The sequence below is a fragment of the Pseudomonas citronellolis genome, assembly GCF_900112375.1.
Classification (GTDB): Bacteria; Pseudomonadota; Gammaproteobacteria; order Pseudomonadales; family Pseudomonadaceae; genus Pseudomonas; species Pseudomonas citronellolis.
The window spans coordinates 1-19,583 of sequence record NZ_FOLS01000027.1 but is presented as its reverse complement, the minus strand read 5'-3'; the positions used below and the strand labels follow the sequence as shown (position 1 = coordinate 19,583).

Annotated in this window: 13 protein-coding genes; 12 read left to right on the top strand and 1 reads right to left on the bottom strand. The window is 68.4% G+C overall.

Features of this window, described 5'->3' with window-relative positions; genetic code table 11:
- Positions 1-218 precede the first annotated feature (218 nt).
- The 6 genes from rpsF (at position 219) to alr (ending at position 4,990) form a co-directional block, all read left to right on the top strand.
- Positions 219-635 (top strand): 30S ribosomal protein S6, encoded by a 417-nt coding sequence (rpsF, locus tag BM060_RS23080; RefSeq protein WP_074983333.1) that lies wholly within the window; start codon positions 219-221, stop codon positions 633-635.
- A 29-nt stretch (positions 636-664) separates the two neighbouring features.
- Positions 665-895: a 30S ribosomal protein S18 gene (gene rpsR / locus BM060_RS23075; protein WP_009613459.1), complete on the top strand. Its 231-nt coding sequence runs from the start codon at positions 665-667 to the stop codon at positions 893-895.
- A gap of 35 nt (positions 896-930) precedes the next feature.
- Positions 931-1,800 (top strand): hypothetical protein, encoded by an 870-nt coding sequence (locus BM060_RS23070; RefSeq protein WP_058072195.1) that lies wholly within the window; start codon positions 931-933, stop codon positions 1,798-1,800.
- 21 nt (positions 1,801-1,821) lie between these two features.
- On the top strand, positions 1,822-2,268 hold the full coding sequence (gene rplI, locus BM060_RS23065) for a 50S ribosomal protein L9 (protein WP_009613455.1): 447 nt from the start codon (positions 1,822-1,824) through the stop codon (positions 2,266-2,268).
- A gap of 131 nt (positions 2,269-2,399) precedes the next feature.
- Entirely contained in the window at positions 2,400-3,794 is a 1,395-nt protein-coding gene (dnaB, locus tag BM060_RS23060) for a replicative DNA helicase (RefSeq protein WP_074983332.1), read from the top strand.
- A 119-nt stretch (positions 3,795-3,913) separates the two neighbouring features.
- Entirely contained in the window at positions 3,914-4,990 is a 1,077-nt protein-coding gene (alr, locus tag BM060_RS23055; protein ID WP_074983330.1) for an alanine racemase, read from the top strand.
- On the opposite strand, the gene BM060_RS23050 is transcribed toward alr, so the two are convergent.
- On the bottom strand, positions 4,987-6,864 hold the full coding sequence (locus tag BM060_RS23050) for a diguanylate cyclase (RefSeq protein WP_074983328.1): 1,878 nt from the start codon (positions 6,862-6,864) through the stop codon (positions 4,987-4,989). The two genes, alr and BM060_RS23050, sit on opposite strands and share 4 nt — an antisense overlap.
- A 223-nt stretch (positions 6,865-7,087) precedes the next feature.
- Between BM060_RS23050 and BM060_RS23045 the strand changes: the two genes are divergently transcribed.
- The 6 genes from BM060_RS23045 (at position 7,088) to BM060_RS23020 (ending at position 19,409) form a co-directional block, all read left to right on the top strand.
- A complete protein-coding gene (locus tag BM060_RS23045) occupies positions 7,088-9,343 on the top strand; it encodes a YgiQ family radical SAM protein (protein ID WP_074983326.1) in 2,256 nt (751 codons plus the stop codon).
- A 426-nt stretch (positions 9,344-9,769) separates the two neighbouring features.
- Positions 9,770-11,017 carry a parallel beta-helix domain-containing protein gene (locus BM060_RS23040; RefSeq protein ID WP_074983324.1) on the top strand — a complete coding sequence of 416 codons (1,248 nt, stop codon included), beginning with the start codon at positions 9,770-9,772 and terminating at the stop codon, positions 11,015-11,017.
- On the top strand, positions 11,014-12,141 hold the full coding sequence (locus tag BM060_RS23035) for an SO2930 family diheme c-type cytochrome (RefSeq protein WP_074983321.1): 1,128 nt from the start codon (positions 11,014-11,016) through the stop codon (positions 12,139-12,141). The genes BM060_RS23040 and BM060_RS23035 overlap by 4 nt, the downstream gene beginning before the upstream one ends.
- Positions 12,142-12,646: 505 nt before the next feature.
- A complete protein-coding gene (locus BM060_RS23030) occupies positions 12,647-15,931 on the top strand; it encodes a transglutaminase family protein (protein ID WP_074983319.1) in 3,285 nt (1,094 codons plus the stop codon).
- A 50-nt stretch (positions 15,932-15,981) separates the two neighbouring features.
- Complete coding sequence (locus tag BM060_RS23025) at positions 15,982-18,480, top strand: circularly permuted type 2 ATP-grasp protein (RefSeq protein ID WP_074983474.1); 2,499 nt, start codon at positions 15,982-15,984, stop codon at positions 18,478-18,480.
- Entirely contained in the window at positions 18,480-19,409 is a 930-nt protein-coding gene (locus BM060_RS23020; RefSeq protein ID WP_135499812.1) for a transglutaminase family protein, read from the top strand. The genes BM060_RS23025 and BM060_RS23020 overlap by 1 nt, the downstream gene beginning before the upstream one ends.
- The last annotated feature ends 174 nt before the right edge of the window (positions 19,410-19,583 follow it).

Sequence of the window (19,583 nt, the reverse complement as noted above, 5' to 3'; positions counted from 1 at the left end):
GCTCGCTCCTACGAAGAGCCCCGCACATGCTCTTCGCCTGTAGCCTGTAGCTGCTCAAATATTCATCAATTGCCTTGCGCCGCCTTCCCCCCTTCTCTAGAATGTCGCCCCTTGCCGTCCGGGCAGGCGCTTACGCGTCCACCTGTCGGCAAGTCAAAAAGACATTCACTCCTTGCCTGACCGCATCGTCGGCAGGCTGCAACCCGTAAGGAGCATTTATGCGTCATTACGAAATCGTGTTCCTGGTTCACCCGGACCAGAGCGAGCAAGTCGGTGGCATGGTCGAGCGTTACACCAAGGTCATCGAAGAAGACGGTGGCAAGGTTCACCGCCTGGAAGACTGGGGCCGTCGTCAGCTGGCTTACGCCATCAACAACGTGCACAAGGCTCACTACGTTCTGCTGAACGTCGAGTGCAGCGCCAAGGCCCTGGCCGAGCTGGAAGACAACTTCCGCTACAACGACGCCGTCATCCGTAACCTGGTGATCCGTCGCGACGAAGCCGTTACCGGCCAGTCCGAAATGCTGAAGGCCGAAGAGAGCCGCAACGAGCGCCGTGAGCGCCGTGAGCGTCCCGACGCCAACGAAAACGAGTCCGCTGACGGCGAAGACAGCCGCGACAGCGCCGACGAGTAATCCCGGACCAGTATTGAGGAGCCGATAACATGGCACGTTTCTTCCGTCGTCGTAAGTTCTGCCGTTTCACCGCTGAAGGCGTCAAGGAGATCGATTACAAAGATCTCAACACCCTGAAGGCCTACGTTTCCGAAACCGGCAAGATCGTTCCGAGCCGCATCACCGGCACCAAGGCCAAGTACCAGCGTCAGCTGTCGACCGCCATCAAGCGCGCTCGCTACCTGGCCCTGCTTCCCTACACCGACAGCCACGGCCGTTGATCGGGCAGTCGACGTAGCCTTGATGGATAGATCGCATGCGCGCATTGGCTGAATTCGTCATGCGAGGCCGCATGCAGGCGACCCTGGTGGTCGTCGCAGCCGCGGTACTGCAGCCGTTCTTCTGGCTCGGTGCCGCCGCCGGCAGCCTGGTGCTGCTGCGCCGGGGAACCGGAGATGCCATTGGCATCCTGGCCTGGGCGCTGCTCCCGGCCCTGGCCTGGTGGTACCTGGGCGACCCCACGGTCACCCTGGTGATGCTGGGTTCGGCGGTCCTGGCGCAGGTGTTGCGCTCCAGCATGTCCTGGAATCGGGTCATGCTGGCCAGCGTGGTGTTGGGCGTGTTCTACGTGCTGCTGTTGAGCACGGTATCCGCCGGGCTGGTTCAAGGTCTGGCGGAGGCGTTTGGCAAGGTGCTGCCGCAGGTGCTGTCGGAAGCGAAGCTTTCGGCGGACCAGCAGGCCGAGCTGCAAGCGGGGCTGGTGCCGGCCGTTACCGGCCTGCTGGCCGCCTCGCTGCAGGTCATCAGCCTGTTGTGCCTGATGCTGGCGCGCTACTGGCAAGCGGCGTTGTACAACCCGCAAGGGTTCGGCCGCGAGTTTCGCGCGCTGCGCCTGGCGCCGGCGGTGGCCATCGCGCTGCTGCTGGGCGTGCTGGTGGTGCCGCTGCTGGGCCCGCAGTTCGCCGTGGTGGCGCCGTTGTGCGCCGTGCCGCTGCTGTTCGCCGGGCTCGCGCTCGGTCACGGGCTGGTCGCGCTGAAACGCCTGCCGGGGTTCTGGCTGGTGCTGTTGTACGGCCTGGCGCTGATGCTGGGGAATGTGATCTGTCTGGTTGCTGTCGTCGATAGTCTGTTTGATTTTCGTGGTCGCCTGGTACGTCGCCAGGGCTCCACGAACGGTGAAGGTTAAAAGTTAAGAGGTAAGACTCAAATGGAAGTCATCCTGCTGGAAAAGATCGCCAAACTGGGCAACCTGGGCGACAAACTGAACGTCAAGGGCGGCTACGCCCGTAACTACCTGCTGCCGCAGGGCAAGGCCACCGCCGCTACCCCGGCCAACGTCGCTGCTTTCGAAGAGCGCCGCGCCGAGCTGGAAAAGGCCGCTGCCGCCAAGAAGGCCGACGCTGAAGCCCGTGCCGCCCAACTGGCCGAGCTGATCGTCACCATCGGCGCCCACGCCGGCGACGAAGGCAAGCTGTTCGGCTCGATCGGCACCCGCGATATCGCCGAAGCGGTCTCCGCTGCCGGCTACCCGCTGGAAAAGGCCGAAGTGCGCCTGCCCAACGGTGCCCTGCGCACCGTCGGCGAATACGACATCGAAGTGCAACTGCACACCGACGTCGAAGCGACCCTGCACGTGGTCGTCGTCGCCGAGTAAGCGATCCGTCGCTGCGACGCCGTGGACACCTTGCGTGGACGCGGCAGTTCGCTAACATCGGGCACGGTACCGCCTAGCGGTCCGTGCCCTTTGTTTTTCTGCATCCATCCGAGTTTCCTGCGCCGAGCCCCATGAACGACATCACCGTCCCCGAGCAATACGACCTGCAAACGGCCACCCTCAAGGTGCCGCCGCATTCGATCGAAGCCGAACAGGCGGTGCTGGGTGGCCTGATGCTCGATAACAACGCCTGGGAGCGGGTGTCGGACGCGGTGTCCGATGGCGACTTCTACCGCCATGACCACCGCCTGATCTTCCGCGCGGTGTACAAGCTCGCCGAAGGCAACCAGCCGATCGACGTGGTGACCCTCTCCGAGCTGCTGGAGCGCGAAGGCCAGCTGTCGCAGGTCGGCGGCCTGGCCTACCTGGCCGAGCTGGCGAAGAACACCCCCTCGGTGGCGAACATCAAGGCCTACGCGCAGATCATCCGCGAGCGCGCCACCCTGCGCCAACTGATCGGCATCAGCAGCGACATCGCCGACAGCGCCTTCAACCCCGAGGGCCGCAGCGCCAACGAGGTGCTCGACGAAGCCGAGCGGCGCATCTTCGAGATCGCCGAGGCGCGGCCGAAGACCGGCGGCCCGGTGGGCATCGGCGACATCCTGGTGAAGACGATCGACCGGATCGACCACCTGTTCAACACCAACGACGCCTTCACCGGCATCTCCACCGGCTTCACCGATCTCGACGAGAAGACCAGCGGCCTGCAGCCGGCCGACCTGGTCATCGTCGCCGGCCGTCCGTCCATGGGCAAGACCACCTTCGCCATGAACCTGGTGGAGAACGCCGTGCTGCGCACCGACAAGGTGGTGCTGGTGTACTCCCTGGAGATGCCTTCGGACTCGATCGTGATGCGTATGCTTTCGTCCCTGGGCCGCATCGACCAGACCAAGGTGCGTTCGGGGAAGCTGGAGGACGACGACTGGCCGCGCCTGACCTCGGCGGTCAACCTGCTCAACGAGCGCAAGCTGTTCATCGACGACACCGCCGGCATCTCGCCCTCGGAAATGCGCGCGCGCACCCGGCGCCTGGCCCGCGAGCACGGCGAGATCGCCTTGATCATGGTGGACTACCTGCAACTGATGCAGATCCCCGGTTCCTCCGGCGACAACCGCACCAACGAGATCTCCGAGATCTCCCGCTCGCTCAAGGCCCTGGCCAAGGAATTCAACTGCCCGGTGGTAGCGCTGTCGCAGCTCAACCGCTCCCTGGAACAGCGCCCGAACAAGCGCCCGGTGAACTCCGACCTTCGCGAATCCGGGGCGATCGAGCAGGACGCCGACGTGATCATGTTCGTCTACCGCGACGAGGTGTACCACCCGGAAACCGAGTTCAAGGGCGTGGCCGAAATCATCATCGGCAAACAGCGTAACGGCCCCATCGGCACCGTGCGCCTGGCCTTCCTCGGCCGCTTCACCCGCTTCGAGAACCTCGCCCCGGGCATGTACAACTTCGAAGACGAATAAAGACGAGCAAGGCTGGAGGCTGTACGTAAGAGCTTGATGCGGAGTGGCCGGGGGTTATGCTGTTTGCCTTCAGCCTTCAGCCTTCAGCCTTCAGCCTTCAGCCTTCAGCCTGGACCCCCATGCGCCCCCTTATCGCCCATATCGACCTCTCCGCCATCCAGCACAACTACGCCCTGGCCAAGCGCTGCGCGCCGGGCCGCGAGGCGTTCGCCGTGGTCAAGGCCAATGCCTACGGGCATGGCGTGCGCGAGGTGGTGACCGCGCTGCGTGACGAGGCCGATGGCTTCGCCGTGGCCTGCCTGGAAGAGGCCGCCGAGGTCCGCGCGCTGCACGGCACCACGCGCATCCTGCTGCTGGAGGGCTGCTTCGAGCCGAGCGAGTTCCTGGTGGCCTCGCAACTGCGCCTGGACATCGCCATACAGGGCCCGGAGCAACTGGCGACGCTGCTGGCCAGCAACCTGCCGCACCCGCTCAACGTCTGGCTCAAGCTGGATTCGGGCATGCACCGCCTGGGCTTCTCCGCCGAGGCCCTGCGCGCGGTCTTCCCGAGCCTGCGCGGCGCCCCGCAGGTCGCCGAGCTGAACCTGATGAGCCACTTCGCCTGCGCCGACGAGCGCGGCCACACGCTCACCGAGGACCAGCTGGAATGCTTCCTCGGCCTGCTCGACCTGGACTTCGACCAGCGCTCGCTGGCCAATTCCGCCGCCGTGCTGAGCATCCCGGCGGCGCACATGGACTGGATCCGCCCCGGCATCATGCTCTACGGCGCCTCGCCCTTCGCCGACCTGGGCGCGGCCGAGATGGGCCTGCGCCCGGCCATGGGCCTGCACGCGCAGGTGATGTCCATCCGCGAGGTGGCAGTAGGCGAGAGCGTCGGCTACGGCGCCACCTGGGTGGCCGAACGGCCGTCGCGCATCGGCACCGTGAGTTGTGGCTACGCCGACGGCTACCCACGCCACGCGCCCAGCGGCACTCCAGTGTTGGTCGCCGGCCAGCGCGCGCCGCTGGCCGGCCGGGTCTCCATGGACATGCTGGCGGTGGACCTCACCGACCTGCCCGAAGCCACCGTTGGCGCCCCGGTGGAACTCTGGGGCACGCAGCTGGCGGTGGACGAAGTGGCCGCCCACGCCGGCACCATCGGCTACGAGCTGCTGACCAAGGTCACCGCGCGGGTGCCGCGCAAGTACAGCGCCTAGACCAGCCGGTCCGAAGTCTTCAGCGTTTCCAGCCAGAAGTCACCGTTGCCGTCCTCCCCGGCCAGCGCATAGCTGGCCCTGCCGCTGCCCTTGACCTGGTACAGCGCCTGGTCGGCGGCCTTGTACAGCTTGGCGAACTGCAGCGCGTGGCGCGGGTAGATGGCTACGCCGATGCTTGGGGTGATGCTCAGTTCCAGGCGGTCGAACTGCACCGGCCGCGACAGCTCGCTGAGCAGGCGCACGGCGATCTCCCGGGCGTGGCCTTCGGCGTCGGGGCCGGATACCAGCGCGGCGAATTCGTCGCCGCCCAGGCGCGCCACGCAGTCGCTGGAGCGTACGCACTGGCGCAGGCGGTGGCCGACGTGCTGGAGCATGAAGTCGCCGGCGTCGTGGCCGTGGGTGTCGTTGATCGGCTTGAAGTGGTCGAGGTCGATCAGCATCAGCGCCAGGCTCTCGCTGTTCTGCTGGGCCTGCTGCAACGCCTGCTCGGCGTGCTCCACCAGGTAGCGGCGGTTGGGCAGCCCGGTGAGGGGATCGTTGTGCGCGGCATGGCGCAGCTGGGCCTCGCGTTCGAGCAGCAGGCGGTTGCTCTGCGTCAGCTCGGCGGTGCGCGCCGCCACGGCCTGCGCCAGGTCGTTCTGCGCGCTCTGCAGCAGGGTCATGCGCGCGCTCTTCTCGCGGTTGGCCTGCTCCAGGGCCTGGGCCTTCTCGCGCTTGAGTTCCTGGATGCGCGAGGTCAGGGCGAAGGAGAACAGGATGGACTCCATGGCCACCGATACCGGGAACAGGTAGGCGGTGGTCGGCGACGGCTGCACCACGCCCAGGGCGCGCATCACCGAGATGCTCACGCTGGACAGCACCAGGCCGAAGCCCACCAGGTACAGGCGCGCCGGCAGCGAGCCCTGCAGCGAGCGGGTGATGGCCGCGCCGAGTGCCGCCGGGATGCCGACGAAGGTGGTGGTGGCCAGTACCCAGCCGGCCTCGGAGCGGCCGACGAAGACGTTGAGCAGCACCGAGGCGACGTACAGCAGGCAGTTCAGTGTCAGCATGTGGTGTGCCCAGGGCACGTTGCGGCGGGTCTGCAGCAGCGTCTGGGTGAAGCGGGTGACGCACAGGCCCCACAGCGAGGGCAGGGTGATGCGGTTCAGCCACCAGGGCACCGCGTCGCCGGGCCAGAGCAGTTCGAAGGCGTGGCCGGTCATGCCCATGCTGAACAGCAGGGCGAAGCCGGTGGTGAGCACGTACCAGAAGTAGGCGCGGTCGCGCAGGCTGACCAGGATGAACAGGTTGTACAGCAGCAGCGCGGCGATCAGCCCGTAGACGCCGCCGAGGAACAGGTTGGTCTCGGCGCGATGGTCCTGCAGGTCGTCCTGCGACCAGATGCGCAGCGGGAAGGAGTTGCCGGCCGGGTCCAGGCTGCGCAGGTACAGGCGCAGCGGGCCCTCGCCGGCGGGCAGGTGGAACACCGGGCGGCGGTAGCTGCGGTCGCGGCCCTCGGCGAAGGGCACCGCCTCGCCCGAACGCAGCTCGCGGTAGCCGCCCTGGCCGTCGGGCAGGTACAGGCGCAGGTCGAGCAGGTTCACTGCGTCCACCTCCAGCCACCAGCCGCCGGGCGGGGTGGCCTGGCGCTCGAGGTCCAGGCGCAGCCACCAGGGGTTGGGGCTCTGGCCGACGCTGGTGCGGCCCTTGGCGGGCACGAAGGCGGCGTCCTGCTCGCGTGCCTGTTGCAGGTCCAGGCGTGCGCCCGGGTCTTCCAGCAGCATCAGGCCGTCGTTCAGCCAGCGTCCGCTGGCCCGTTCGTCGAGCACCAGGGGCTGGGCCACGGCGCTGGCGCAACCGAGCAGGAGGAACAACAGACACCACAGATGACGCACGGTTGACACTCCCTGTTCCCGGCCGCTGTGGCCAAGCCTGTTGAGACGGTGGAGCGAGTATAGCCAGTTGCCACTGCGGCGGCGCCGCCAATCGTCCCCGTCCGGCGGTCGCCCCGCGCCGGGAAAAACCCCAGCGTCCCGGTCGGAATTGTTCACTTTTTGTGCTATATTCCGCGCCCGCGATTTCGCGACCCTATTCCTAGAGATGCCCCCGGTGCCCGTGATGCAAGCCGCCAAGCCGCTGTTCGACTATCCCAAGTTCTGGGCCGAGTGTTTCGGCCCGGCGCCGTTCCTGCCGATGAGCCGGGAAGAGATGGATCAACTGGGCTGGGATTCCTGCGACATCATCATCGTCACCGGCGATGCCTACGTCGACCATCCGTCCTTCGGCATGGCCATCATCGGCCGCCTGCTGGAAGCCCAGGGCTTCCGCGTGGGCATCATCGCCCAGCCGGACTGGCAGTCGAAAGACGACTTCATGAAGCTGGGCAAGCCGAACCTGTTCTTCGGCGTGGCCGCCGGCAACATGGACTCGATGATCAACCGCTACACCGCCGACCGGAAGATCCGCTCCGACGACGCCTACACCCCCGGCGGCAACGCCGGCAAGCGCCCGGACCGCGCCAGCATGGTCTACAGCCAGCGCTGCCGCGAGGCGTACAAGGGCGTGCCGATCGTGCTAGGCGGCATCGAGGCCTCGTTGCGCCGCATCGCCCACTACGACTACTGGCAGGACAAGGTCCGCCACTCGATCCTGATGGACGCCAAGGCCGACCTCCTGCTGTTCGGCAACGCCGAGCGCGCCGTGGTGGAAGTGGCCCAGCGCCTGTCCGCCGGCGAGCCGATCGAGTCGATCACCGACGTGCGCGGCACCGCCTTCGTCCGTCGCGACACCCCCGAGGGCTGGTTCGAGCTGGACTCCACGCGCATCGACCGCCCGGGCAGGATCGACAAGATCATCAACCCCTACGTCAACACCCAGGACACCGCCGCCTGCGCCATCGAGCAGGACAAGGGCCCGCAGGAAGACCCCAACGAAGCCAAGGTGGTGCAGCTGCTGCCCAGCCCGAAGCTGACCCGCGAGCGCACCGTCATCCGCCTGCCGTCCTTCGAGAAGGTGAAGAACGACCCGGTGCTGTACGCCCACGCCAACCGCGTGTTGCACCTGGAGACCAACCCCGGCAACGCCCGGGCCATGGTCCAGCGCCACGGCGAGACCGACGTGTGGTTCAACCCGCCGCCCATCCCGCTGAGCACCGAGGAGATGGACTACGTCTTCGGCCTGCAGTACGCCCGCGTGCCGCACCCGGTCTACGGCGGCGAGAAGATCCCGGCCTACGAGATGATCCGCTTCTCGGTGAACATCATGCGTGGCTGCTTCGGCGGTTGCACCTTCTGCTCGATCACCGAGCACGAAGGGCGGATCATCCAGAACCGTTCGGAAGACTCGATCATCCGCGAGATCGAGGAAATCCGCGACAAGGTGCCGGGCTTCACCGGGGTGATCTCCGACCTCGGCGGGCCGACCGCCAACATGTACCGCATCGCCTGCAAGGACCCGGAGATCGAGAAGCACTGCCGCAAGCCGTCGTGCGTGTTCCCCGGTATCTGCGAGAACCTCAACACCGACCACTCCTCGCTGATCCAGCTGTACCGCCGCGCCCGCGACCTGCCGGGGGTGAAGAAGATCCTCATCGCCTCGGGCCTGCGCTACGACCTGGCGGTGGAGTCGCCGGAGTATGTGCGCGAGCTGGTGACGCACCACGTCGGCGGCTACCTGAAGATCGCCCCGGAGCACACCGAGCAGGGCCCGCTGTCGAAGATGATGAAGCCGGGCATCGGCAGCTACGACCGCTTCAAGCAGATGTTCGAGAAGTTCACCAAGGAGGCGGGCAAGGAACAGTACCTGATCCCGTACTTCATCGCCGCGCACCCGGGCACCACCGACGAGGACATGATGAACCTCGCCCTGTGGCTCAAGCGCAACGGTTTCCGCGCCGACCAGGTGCAGGCCTTCTACCCCTCGCCGATGGCCACCGCCACGGCCATGTACCACTCGGGCAAGAACCCGCTGCGCAAGGTCACCTACAAGAGCGACGCGGTGACCATCGTCAAGGGCGAGCGCCACCGCCGCCTGCACAAGGCCTTCCTGCGCTGGCACGACCCGAACAACTGGCCGATGCTGCGCGAGGCGCTCAAGGACATGGGCCGCGCCGACCTGATCGGCAACGGCAAGCACCAGTTGATCCCCACCCACCAGCCCGACGCCGACGGCAGCTACCAGAGCGCCCGGCGCAAGAACTCCACCCCGGTGGGCAGCAAGAAGGCCGGCAAGCCGCTGCTGACCCAGCACACCGGCCTGCCGCCCCGCGCCAGCGACGGCTCGCGCCCGTGGAACAAGGGCGAGGAGGGCAAGGCCGCGGCCTACGCCAAGGGCAAGAAGCGCACCACCAAGCGCCAGCCGAACATACCGCGCTGAGCTGTATGACCGATGACGGGGCCGCAAGGCCCCGTTTTCGTTTTCGGGCCTGCTTTCGTAGGAGCGAGCTTGCTCGCGAACCCGCCGGTGGTACCTGTGCACTGGTTCAACTCCACTCCCTCTCCCTAACCCAGAGGGGACCGTTCGGAGTGCGCTGATGTTTTGGCGTTAGCCGGCGGTTCCGGCGGTTTCCAGCTGAAACCATTTCCTCTCTCGGCACGGACAAGCCCCCTCTCCCTTCAGGGCGGGGCGCGCAGCCGAGGGCTGGGGAGAGGGTGCGGAGGTCGGTCTGATGCCGGCGTATCCGGGAAACTCTGTTCGCGAGCAAGCTCGCTCCTACAGGAAGGGAACCGCATCTGGTCTATCCACAGAAACATTTTGGTACTATAGTTCCAAAATCATAAAAACAAGACCGGAGACCCCGCCATGCGCCGCGCCGCCCTGTCCCTTCTCAGCCTCGCCGTGCTCCTGGCCGCCTGCGGCGAGCAGGACAAACCCACCGCCGCGGTCAGCGCGGATTTCCAGAAAGACCTGCAGGCACGGCTGATCAAGGCCAAGCCCGGTGACGTCATCGCGATCCCCGCCGGCACCTACCACCTCGACCGCGGCCTCAGCCTCAAGGTCGATGGCGTGACCCTCCGCGGCGACGGCATGGACAAGACCATCCTCAGCTTCCGCAACCAGAAGGCCGGCGCCGAAGGGCTGCTGGTGGACGCCTCGGACTTCACCATCGAGAACCTGGCCATCGAGGACAGCAAGGGCGACGCGCTCAAGGTGCTGGGCGGCAAGAACATCGTGATCCGCAACGTGCGCACCGAATGGACCAACGGCCCGGCCACCGAGAACGGCGCCTACGGCCTGTACCCGGTGCAGACCGAGAACGTGCTGCTGGAGGGCAACGTGGCCATCGGCGCCTCGGACGCGGGCATCTACGTCGGCCAGTCGCGCAACGTGGTGGTGCGCAACAACCGTGCCGAGCGCAACGTCGCCGGCATCGAGATCGAGAACACCATCGGCGCCGACGTGTACGACAACGTGGCCACCGGCAACACCGGCGGCATCCTCGTCTTCAACATGCCCAACCTGCAGCAGCCGGGGCGCGGCACCCGCGTCTACAACAACGAGGTGCAGGGCAACAACCACGACAACTTCGGCCACAAGGGCACGCCGGTGGCCAGCGTCCCGGCCGGTTCCGGGGTGGTGGTCAACTCCAACGACGACGTGGAAATCTTCGACAACAGGATCGGCGACCACAAGACCGCCAACGTCATCATCAGCAGCTACTACAGCACCAACTACTCGGACAAGGCGACACAGCCGAACTTCGACCCCTACCCCGAGGGCATCTACATCCACGGCAACACCTTCGGCCCCGGCGGCGACAGCCCCGACCACCTGGAGTTGAAGGCGCTGAAGATCGCCAAGTTCGGCCTCAACGGGCGCCTGCCGGACATCCTCTGGGACGGCTACGTGAACCAGAAGAAACTGGTCGACGGCAAACTGCCGGAGGAGTTGGCCATCTGCATCGACAACGGCGAGGCCGGCATCGTCAACGTCGACGGCCCCAATGGCTACAAGAACATCAGCACCGACATGAGCGGCCACCGCTGCAAGCTCAAGCCGCTGCCGAAGATCGAACAGGCCGGCCTGGGCGAGAAGGGAGGCAAGGCATGACGCGAGCCGCCTGCGCCTGGTTGTCGCTCGCCCTGGCCGTGGCGCTGGCCGGGTGCGGGCAGCAGGCGAAGCCGCGCTACCAGCCCGAGGGCGACGACTACCCGCAGACCTTGAGCGGCTGGGGCATGCTGCACCTGGGCGACGGCCACCTGAAGCCCGCGCCCGAGGTGCTGCCCTACGATCTCAACACGCCGCTGTTCACCGACTACGCGCACAAGCTGCGCACGGTGTGGATGCCTGAAGGGCAGGCGGCGAAGTACGCCGAGGACCACTTCGACTACCCGCTGGGCACGGTGCTGACCAAGACCTTCTACTACCCCACCGACGGCAAGGGCCAACTGCTGGAGAACTCGCAGGATGACCGCGACCCGCAGCAGGGCCTGGACCTGGCCAGGGTGCGCCTGGTCGAGACCCGCGTGCTGGTGAAGCAGAAGGACGGCTGGACGGCGCTGCCCTACGTGTGGGACGCCGAGCAGAAGGAAGCGCACCTGGAACTGGCCGGCGACAGCCAGGCCCTGGAACTGCAGGATGCGATCGGGCAGAAGGTGGCCTTCACCTACATGGTGCCGGACGCCAACCAGTGCTCCGAGTGCCACGCCGAGACCAAGGGCGCCGGCATCGCCCCGCTGGGCCCCAAGGCCCGCCACCTGAACAAGGACTTCGCCTACACCGAAGGCAGCGACAACCAGCTGCGCCACTGGCAGGTGCGTGGCTTCCTGCAGGGCTTGCCGGAACTGGCGCAGGTGCCGCAGAACGCCCTCTGGGGCCACCCGCGCGAAGGAGAGAGCCTGGAGAAGCAGGCGCGCAGCTATCTGGACGCCAACTGTGGTCATTGCCACAACCCGAAGGGGGCGGCGCGCACGTCGGGGCTGTATATCGATGCCAGTGCCGAGTTGGGGGTGAACTACGGGTTCTGCAAGCAGCCGGTGGCGGCGGGCAATGGTACCGGCGGGCGTCGCGAGGACATTCATCCGGGGCATCCGGAGCTGTCGGTGCTGACCTACCGTGTCGGCAGTGACAAGCCTGGGGAGATGATGCCGGAGCTGGGGCGGGCATTGGTGCACAAGGAGGGGTTGGAGGTGCTGGAGCGGTGGATTGCGGGGTTGGCGGGGGGGTGTATTTGAGGCTGGAGTTTTCCTTCGACTTCGGTGCGTGGGGGAGGGGCTCCGTTCCCTCTCCCCAGCCCTCTCCCTGAAGGGAGAGGGGGCTTGTCCGTGCCTGCGGATAAATAGGGTTTCAATCTGCGACTTCGGTTCCGGCTAACGCCATGGTCTGTGTTTCTGCCGAACGGTCCCCTCTCCCTTCAGGGAGAGGGTTAGGGAGAGGGCGCTCTACAGCCCAACACCAAACCCCCCCCGAAATTATTTGACCACCACACCCCAGGCAACCCCCGTTCGCGAGCAACCTCGCCCCAACGAAAGACCACCCAACCTTCTCCCCCCCTGTCACACCCCACCGTCTAGGCTATCCCCAGCCGGCGCCCCATTTCCGTGCACCCCCATGCCCGGCATGCACCCCCGGGCCCCGCGATGGTGCCCGGCGCCCGTGCGCAGCCCGTTCCACGGCCCCTGGCGGCTGGCACGGGACTTGCGCGGAAGCTGTGTCGCCCAGGCCCGCAGGAGGCCCGCCGTGTCGATCCATGTCGCCTTGCAGCACGTCACCCACTACCGCTACGACCGCGCCGTGAACCTCGGCCCGCAACTGGTGCGCCTGCGCCCGGCGCCGCACAGCCGCACGCGCATCCTCGGCTATTCGCTGAAGGTCGCCCCGGGCAAGCACTTCATCAACTGGCAGCAGGACCCGCAGGGCAACTACCTGGCGCGCCTGGTGTTCCCGGAGAAGACCGAGGAACTGCGGGTGGAGGTGGACCTGGTCGCCGAGATGGCGGTGTTCAACCCCTTCGACTTCTTCCTCGAGCCCTACGCCGAGCAGTTCCCCTTCGCCTACGGCGCCGACGAGCAGCGCGAACTGGCGCCCTACCTCGCGCGCCAGCCGGCCAGCCCGCGGTTCGCCGAATACCTCGCCGCGGTGCCACGCGACGCCAGCCCCACCGTGGACTTCCTGGTCGCGCTGAACCAGCGCCTGGCCGGCGACGTGCGCTACCTCATCCGCATGGAGCCCGGCGTGCAGACGCCCGAGCAGACCCTGGAGCTGGCCTCCGGCTCCTGCCGCGATTCGGCCTGGCTGTTGGTCCAGCTGGCGCGCCACCTGGGCCTGGCGGCGCGCTTCGTCTCCGGCTACCTGATCCAGCTCACCGCCGACCAGAAATCCCTGGACGGCCCCAGCGGCACCGAAGTGGACTTCACCGACCTGCACGCCTGGGCCGAGGTCTACCTGCCCGGCGCCGGCTGGGTGGGGCTGGACCCGACCTCCGGGCTGTTCGCCGGCGAGGGCCACATCCCCCTGGCCTGCAGCCCCGAGCCGTCCTCGGCGGCGCCGATCACCGGCGCGCTGGAGGAATGCGAGGTGCAGTTCAGCCACCAGATGCGCGTGGAGCGCGTCTGGGAAGCGCCGCGGGTGACCAAGCCCTACAGCGAGGAACAGTGGCAGGCGATCCGCGAGCTGGGTTCGCGCATCGACGCCGACCTCGCCGAACAGGACGTGCGCCTGACCATGGGCGGCGAGCCGACCTTCATCGCCATCGACTACCCCGACGACCCCGAGTGGAACACCGCCGCCCTGGGCCCGAACAAGCGCCGCCTGGCCGCCGACCTGTTCCACCGCCTGCGCCGCCACTACGCGCCCAAGGGCCTGGTGCACTTCGGCCAGGGCAAGTGGTACCCGGGCGAGCAGCTGCCGCGCTGGTCGCTGAACTGCTTCTGGCGGCGCGACGGCGAGCCGCTGTGGAACAACCCCATGCTCTACGCCGAGGAAGGCCGCAGCTATGGCGCCGACACCGCCCTGGCCGCGCGCTTCCTGCGCCGCCTGGCCGGGCGCCTGGGGCTGACCGGCGACACCCTGTTCGCCGCCTACGAAGACTGGTTCTACTACCTCTGGCGCGAACGTCGCCTGCCGGCCAACGTCACCCCGGAAGACGCGCGCCTGGACGACCCGCTGGAACGCGATCGCCTGCGCAAGGTGTTCGAGCGCGGCCTGGGCGAAGTGGTCGGCCACGTGCTGCCGCTGGCCCGCAGTGCCGCCGGCGACACCTGGGAAAGCGGCCGCTGGTTCCTGCGCGACGAGCACTGCCGGCTGATCCCCGGCGACTCGGCGCTGGGCTACCGCCTGCCGCTGGACTCGCAGCCCTGGGCCAGCGAGGCCGACTACCCCTACGTCAACCCCGCCGACCCCAGCCAGCCGCGCCCACCGCTGCGCCGCGCCGCGCAACTGCAGCAGGTACGCGAGCGCATGCCCGGCGGCCCGGACGCCACGCGCCAGCCGCTGATGCACCAGTCCGCCGGCTGGATCACCCGCACCGCGCTGTGCGCCGAGCCGCGCGAAGGCCGGCTGTACCTGTTCATGCCGCCGCTGGCGGAGCTGGAGGCCTACCTGGAGCTGGTCGCCGCCATCGAGGCCACCGCCGGCGAACTGGGCTGCCCGGTGCTGCTGGAAGGCTACGAGCCGCCGGCCGACCCGCGCCTGACCAACTTCCGCGTCACCCCCGACCCGGGCGTGATCGAAGTGAACATCCACCCCTCGGCGAACTGGGGCGAACTGGTCGAGCGCACCGAATTCCTCTACGAGGCGGCGCGCCAGTCGCGGCTGTCCAGCGAGAAGTTCATGGTCGACGGCCGCCACGTCGGCACCGGCGGCGGCAATCACTTCGTCCTCGGCGGCGCCACCCCGGCGGACTCGCCCTTCCTGCGCCGCCCGGACCTGCTGCGCAGCCTGGTCAGCTACTGGCACAACCACCCCTCGCTGTCCTACCTGTTCTCCGGCCTGTTCATCGGCCCGACCTCCCAGGCGCCGCGGGTGGACGAGGCGCGCAACGACGCGCTCTACGAACTGGAGATCGCCTTCGCGCAGATGCCCGAGCCGGGCGCCGACTGCCCGCCGTGGCTGGTCGACCGCCTGCTGCGCAACCTGCTGGTGGACATCACCGGCAACACCCACCGCGCCGAATTCTGCATCGACAAGCTGTACTCGCCGGACAGCGCCAGCGGCCGCCTCGGCCTGCTGGAACTGCGCGCCTTCGAAATGCCGCCCCACGCGCGCATGAGCCTGGCCCAGCAACTGCTGCTGCGGGCCCTGGTGGCGCGTTTCTGGGCCGAACCCTACACGCCGCCGAAGCTGGTGCGCTGGGGCACCGAGCTGCACGACCGCTTCCTGCTGCCGCACTTCGTCGAGCAGGACTTCGCCGACGTGGTCCACGAACTCAACGCCTTCGGCTACCCGCTGCGCAGCGACTGGTTCGCCCCGCATTTCGAATTCCGCTTCCCGAAATACGGCGACTACGCGGTGAAGGGCATCGACCTGGAACTGCGCCAGGCCCTGGAGCCCTGGCACGTGCTGGGCGAGGAGGGCGCCCCCGGCGGCGCCGTGCGCTACGTGGACTCGTCCCTGGAGCGCGTGCAGCTGAAGCTGAGCGGCATGGCCCCGGACCGCTACGTGGTCACCTGCAACGGCCGCCCGGTGCCGCTGCGGCCCACCGGCCAGGTCGGCGAATACGTCGCCGCGGTGCGCTACCGCGCCTGGCAGCCGGCGTCCTGCCTGCAGCCGACCATCGGCGTACAGGCGCCGCTGGTCTTCGACATCGTCGACACCTGGATGCAGCGCTCCCTCGGCGGTTGCCAGTACCACGTCAGCCACCCCGGCGGGCGCAGCTACGACAGCTTCCCGGTGAACGCCTACGAAGCCGAGAGCCGGCGCCTGGCGCGCTTCTTCCGCCACGGCCACACACCCGGCAAGCTGAACGTGGAGGCGCCGCGCGCCGACGCCGAATTGCCGATGACCCTCGACCTGCGGCGGACATGAGCGCCGCCGCCCGCTAAAGTGAACAGGCCGCCTTGCACGCCGAGTCCCTGATGTCCGAGTTGCTCGCCCACTACCCGCTGTCCGCCACGGCGTACCACGAACTGCTGGACGCCGCGGGCGGCGTGCGCCCGCACTGGCAACGCCTGGTCCAGCGCCTGGAGCGCGCCAGCGCTGCGCAGCTGGAGCAGCGCCAGGCCCTGCTGGCGCGGCAGATCCAGGAAAACGGCGTGACCTACAACGTCTACGCCGACCCCAAGGGCGCCGACCGCCCCTGGGAGCTGGACCTGCTGCCCAACCTGCTGTCCGCCGAGGAATGGGCCGGCATCGCCGCCGGCGTGGCGCAGCGCGGGCGGCTGCTCAACGCGGTGCTGGCCGACCTCTACGGCGAGCAGCGCCTGCTCGCCGAGGGCGTGCTGCCGACCGAACTGGTCTACGGCCACCCCAACTTCCTCTGGCCCTGCGGCGGTTTGCCGGTGCCCGGCGGCATCTACCTGCACAGCTATGCCGTGGACCTGGCGCGCGACGCCGACGGCCGCTGGCACGTGCTCGCCGACCGCACCCAGGCGCCCTCCGGCGCCGGCTACGCCCTGGAGAACCGGCAGATCATCTCCCGCGCCCTGCCGGAGCTGTACCGCGAACTGCGCGTGCAGTACCTGGCCGGCTATTTCCGCACCCTGCAGGAAACCCTCGCCCACTGCGCCCCGGCCGACGGCGAGACGCCGCTGGTGGTGCTGCTGACCCCGGGGCGCTTCAACGAAACCTACTTCGAGCACCTGTACCTGGCGCGCCAACTGGGCTTCCCGCTGGTGGAAGGCCACGACCTGACGGTGCGCGACGCGACCCTCTACCTCAAGACCCTCGGTGGCCTGAAGCGTGTCCACGCGGTGCTGCGGCGCCTGGACGACGACTTCTGCGACCCGCTGGAACTGCGCACCGACTCCGCCCTCGGCGTGCCCGGCCTGCTCGACGCCGTGCGCCGCGGCCGCGTGCTGGTGGCCAACGCCCTGGGCAGTGGCGTGCTGGAATCGCCGGGGCTGCTGGGCTTCCTGCCGGCGGCCAGTCGCCGGCTGTTCGGCGAGGAGCTGCTGCTGCCGGCGGTGCAGACCCGCTGGTGCGGCGAACCGGGCGCCCTGGACATGGCGCTGGGCGAGCTGGAGCGCCTGGTCATCAAGCCGGCCTTCCCCTCGCAGAGCTTCGAGCCGCTGTTCGGCCACACCCTGGGCCCGGCGGCCCGCACCGAGCTGTGCCAGCGCCTGCGCGCGCAGCCCCACGCCTACGTGGCGCAGCGCCAGGCGCAGCTGTCCCAGGCGCCGGTCTGGCAGCAGGCCGGCGCGCGCGGCGAACTGCAATCGCGCGCCATCGGCATGCGCGTGTTCGCCGTGGCCGCCAGCGACGGCCGCTACTGGGTGATGCCCGGCGGCCTGACGCGGGTGGCCTCGGCGGCGGACGCTGAAGTGGTCTCCATGCAGCGCGGCGGGGCCAGCAAGGACACCTGGGTGCTGGCCGACCGCCCGGTCCACGGCGAGCCGCTGCGGCCGCGCAACATAGGTGCGCGCGACCTGATCCGGCAGGACCCGTACCTACCCTCGCGGGTAGTGGAGAACCTCTACTGGTTCGGCCGCTACGCCGAGCGCTGCGACGACAACGCCCGGCTGCTGCGCGTGGTGTTGTCGCGCTACGTCGATGCCGACGGCGACGAGCAGGCCCTGCGCAGCGCGCTGGACCTGGCCGGCGCCATGGGCCTGATCCCCCAGGGCGAAGCGCCGCTGGAACAGCGCCTGCTGGCGGCCCTGCTGGACGAGCACTGGAGCAACAGCCTCTGCGCCAACCTGCGCCGCCTGCACTGGGCCGCCGCCCAGGTGCGCGGGCGCCTGTCGCGGGAGAACTGGCTGGCGCTGATGGAGCTGCAGCGCGACCTGCAGGCGCTGGACGCGCGCGACACCGAGCTGGGCGACGCCCTGGACTTCCTCAACCGCCTGCTGATGTCCCTGGCCGCGCTGTCCGGCTTCGCCCTCGACGACATGACCCGCGACGACGGCTGGCGCTTCCTGATGATCGGCCGGCGCATCGAGCGCATCCAGTTCTTCGCCGACGCCATCGCCGGCTTCCTCGACGGCGGCGCGGCCTGGGACCCAGGCGCCCTGGAATGGCTGCTGGAACTGGGCAACAGCACCATCACCTACCGCTCGCGCTACCTCGCCGGGCCGCAGCTGATCCCGGTGCTCGACCTGCTGTTGCTGCACGAGCAGAACCCCCACGCCCTGTACTTCCAGCTGCAGGCCCTGGAACGTTCCCTGGAGCGCCTGCACCAGGAATTCGGCATGCCCCGCGAGCAGGAACTGGCGCTGCTCACCGCGCGCCTGCTGGCCTTCGACTTCGCCACCCTGGAGAACCCGCTGTTCGGCAGCGCCGGGCAGGACGAAGTGCTCGCCGGCCTGGCGCGCCTGCTGCGCGAACTGGCGCAGGGCGCCGGCCAGGCATCCGACCGCCTCGGCCTGCGCTACTTCGCCCACGTCGACGACATCAGCCAGCGCACGGTATCCACCTGATGGCCGAAGCCCAGCTTTCCCCAACGTCCGCGCCGGTGGCGCGCTACCAGGTGTTCCACGACACCCGCTACCGCTATGCCGCGCCGGTGTCGCTGTCGCAGCAACTGCTGCACCTGTGGCCGCGCGACTGCCCGCGGCAGCGCTGCCTGGGCCGCGAACTGCAGATCGAGCCTGTGCCCACCCAGCGCAGCGACGGCTTCGACGTGTTCGGCAACCCGCTGACGCGCCTGGCCTTCGAACGGCCCCACGACGAACTGCAGGTGAACGCCCGCCTGCAGATCGAAGTGCTGCCGCGCCTGCCGCTGCACGCCTCGCCGGCCTGGGAACAAGTGGCCGCCGACCTGGCCTTCAGCGGCCGCGCCTTGTCGGCGCAGGAACTGGAGGCCTGCCGCTTCCGCATGGAATCGCCCTACGTGCGCATCAAGCGCCAGTTCGCCGAATTCGCCGCCGACTGCTTCCCCGCCGGCCGGCCGCTGCTGGAAGGCGCCGCGGCGCTGATGCAGAAGATCTTCGACGAATTCGCCTTCGACGCCGAAGCCACCCAGGTGGCGACGCCGCTGACCGAAGTGCTGGAACGCCGCCGCGGCGTGTGCCAGGACTTCGCTCACCTGATGCTCGCCTGCCTGCGCTCGCGCGGCCTGGCGGCACGCTACGTCAGCGGCTACCTGCTGACCCGCCCGCCACCCGGCCAGCCCCGCCTGATCGGCGCCGACGCCTCCCACGCCTGGGTCTCGCTGTACTGCCCGGCCAACGGTTGGGTGGACTTCGACCCCACCAACAACATCCTCCCGGCCCTGGAACACATCACCCTGGCCTGGGGCCGCGACTTCGCCGACGTCTCGCCGCTGCGCGGGGTGATCCTCGGCGGCGGCAGCCACGATCCGGAAGTGCGGGTGACGGTGATGCCGCATTGGGAATTGGCGGTGTGACGGAGCGGCCAAGGCCAGGTTCCTAGGCAGTTGTCTTGCCGGCTGCGCCGAGATGCTCTTCGTAGGAGCGAGCTTGCTCGCGAACGGTGCTTACGGGTGGCTGCTGTGTGCCTGGTTGACTCCGCTCCCTCACCCCAGCCCTCTCCCGGAGGGAGAGGGGGCCGTTCGGCGTGG